This is a genomic window from Thermohalobaculum sp. (assembly GCF_058622915.1).
In genome coordinates, this window is sequence record NZ_JBZSYN010000052.1 from 1 (window position 1) to 2,574 (window position 2,574).

The following is a 2,574-nucleotide window of genomic DNA, read 5'->3' on the forward strand; positions in this document are numbered from 1 at the left end:
ACCAAGGTGTGGACCGCGTCGGGGTCGCGCGGGCCGGACCAGATCGCGGAGTCGCTCAGGCTGTGGGGCGTGCCGCGGTTCGACCTCCTGCAGGTCCACAACCTGCTGGCCTGGGAGGCGCACCTGGCCACGCTGCTGGCGATGAAGGCGGCGGGCAAGGTCCGCTACGTCGGGGTCACCACCTCGCACGGCGACCGCCACGCCCTGATGGAGCGGGTGATGCGGACGCAGCCGATCGACTTCGTCCAGTTCACCTACAACGTCCGCGACCGCGAGGCCGAGGCGCGGCTGTTGCCGCTCGCCGCCGAGCGCGGGCTCGCCGTGATCGTCAACCGGCCGTTCCGCCAGGGAGCGCTGATCGACCGCATGAAGCGGCACCGGCTGCCGGCCTGGGCGGCCGAGTTCGACGCCGCCAACTGGGCCCAGTTCCTGCTCAAGTTCATCGTCTCGCACCCGGCGGTGACCTGCGCCATCCCGGCGACCACCCGGGTCGACCACATGCACGAGAACATGGGCGCGCTGCACGGCCGCCTGCCCGACCCGGCGATGCGCCGGCGCATGGTGCGCTACGTCGAGCGCCTGTAGCCGCACCGCGCCGCGCCGATGAGCCGGTTGGTCCTCTACGAGCCGGACGTGCTCTACGCGGTGATCGACTACTACAACAAGGCGATCTTCCCGGCCCAGGCGGTCGCGCTGCTGCTGGCGCTGGCGGCGATCGCCTACACGGTGTGGCCGCACCGGGGCGGCGACCGGATCATCCCGGCGCTGCTCGCCGCCGGCTGGCTGTGGAGCGGGATCGTCTATCTCGGCGGCCACTACGCCGCGATCAACTGGGCCGGCGCCTACTACGAGGTTGGCTTCGTGGTGCAGGCGGCGATGCTGCTCGGCTGGGGCGTGGTCCGCGGCGCGCTGCGCTTCCGCTTCGACGGCGGCGCGCGCGCCTGGGCCGGGGCCAGCTTCGCCGCGGTCGCGATCGTGATCCACCCGCTGGTCGAGCGGGCGCTGGGCCGCGGCTGGGCCGAGCTGCAATATGTCGGGGTCAGCCCCGACCCGACCGAGCTGGTGACCCTGGCGCTGTTGCTGATGAGCGCGCGCCGGGTGCCGTGGTGGCTGCTGTTGGTGCCGGCGCTGTGGCTGGTGATCGCTGGCGGCTGGGCGTGGCTGCTGGGCACGCCCGAGCGGATGATCCTGCCGGCGTGCAGCCTGGTCGCCCTGGTGCTGATCATCGCCGGCACCGGGCGCAAGGCGCGCGCCCGAGCGGCCCCGCGCCTGCCGCGGAGGCGCGGCCAATCGTAGCACCCGGGGATGGTGCCTCATCGATGCCTTCTTGCCGCTTAGGCTGGCCTACACGCTTGTCTTGGCGCGCAAGGCAATCTCGGAATCTCAGGAGGTACGAAAAATCATGATCAAGAAAGTGATCAAGGAAGCGACGCTCGGGGTCGCGGCAGCGACCCTTCTCGCCATGTCATCGGGCGCGGTCACCGCCGCCAGCGCCGCGAACACGCAGTTCTTCCCGGTGCTGGTCTACCGCACCGGGCCGTATGCCCCCAACGGCATCCCGATCGCCGACGGCATGATCGACTATTTCAAGTACGTCAACGCCAAGGGCGGCATCAACGGCACCAAGATCACCTGGGAGGAGTGCGAGACCGGCTACAACACCAAGAAGGGCGTCGAGTGCTACGAGCGCCTCAAGGCCAAGCACCCGGTGATCGTCGCGCCCTACTCCACGGGCATCACCTACCAGCTGATCCCCAAGGCGCCGAGCGACAAGATCGTCGTCTACTCGATGGGCTACGGCCGCACCGACGCGTCCGACGGCCGGGTGTTCCCGTGGGTGTTCACCGCGCCGACGACTTACTGGAGCCAGGCCTCGACCTTCATCAAGTATATCGGCCAAGAGCTCGGCGGCATGAACAAGCTCAAGGGCCAGAAGATCGCGCTGGTCTACCACAACAGCGCCTACGGCAAGGAGCCGATCCCGACACTCAAGGTCCTGGCCAAAAAGTTCGGCTACAAGCTAACCCTGCTCCCGGTCGACCACCCGGGTCTTCAGCAGGGCGCGACCTGGCTGCAGATCCGCCGCCTGCGTCCCAACTGGATCCTGCTGTGGGGCTGGGGCGTGATGAACCAGGTGGCGATCAAGGAAGCGGTCAGCATCGGCTTCAAGATGGACCACATGATCGGCGTGTGGTGGTCGGGCGCCGAGCAGGACGTGACCCCGGCGGGCGAATCGGCCAAGGGCTATAAGGCCGGCACGTTCCACGCGCCGGGTGCGAACTTCCCGCTCCACAAGGACCTGATCAAGCTGGTCTATGACAAGGGCAACGGCACCGGCAAGAAGTCGGAGATCGGCACCGTGCTGTGGAACCGCGGCATGCTCAACGCCCTGATCGAGATCGAGGCGGTCCGCAATGCGCAGAAGAAGTTCCACGTCAAGGTCGTCAATGGCGACCAGATGCGCTGGGCGATGGAGAACCTCAACATCACCGAGAAGCGCCTTGCCCAACTCGGCCTCAAGGGCTTCATGCAACCGCTTCACACCAGCTGCGCCGACCACGAGGGCGACGGCCC

Annotated in this window: 3 protein-coding genes; all 3 read left to right on the plus strand. The window is 68.1% G+C overall.

Features of this window, described 5'->3' with window-relative positions; all coding sequences use genetic code 11:
- Nucleotides 1–585: aldo/keto reductase (locus AC32QD_RS04510; RefSeq protein ID WP_492009288.1), on the plus strand; the 585-nt coding region annotated here is incomplete at its 5' end.
- Nucleotides 586–603: 18 nt separating this feature from the next.
- On the plus strand, nt 604–1,296 hold the full coding sequence (locus AC32QD_RS04515; protein ID WP_492009289.1) for a DUF6064 family protein: 693 nt from the start codon (nt 604–606) through the stop codon (nt 1,294–1,296).
- Between the two features lie 106 nt (nt 1,297–1,402).
- Nucleotides 1,403–2,574, plus strand: a 1,172-nt coding sequence (locus AC32QD_RS04520) for an ABC transporter substrate-binding protein (protein ID WP_492009290.1), incomplete at its 3' end; no start/stop codon positions are given.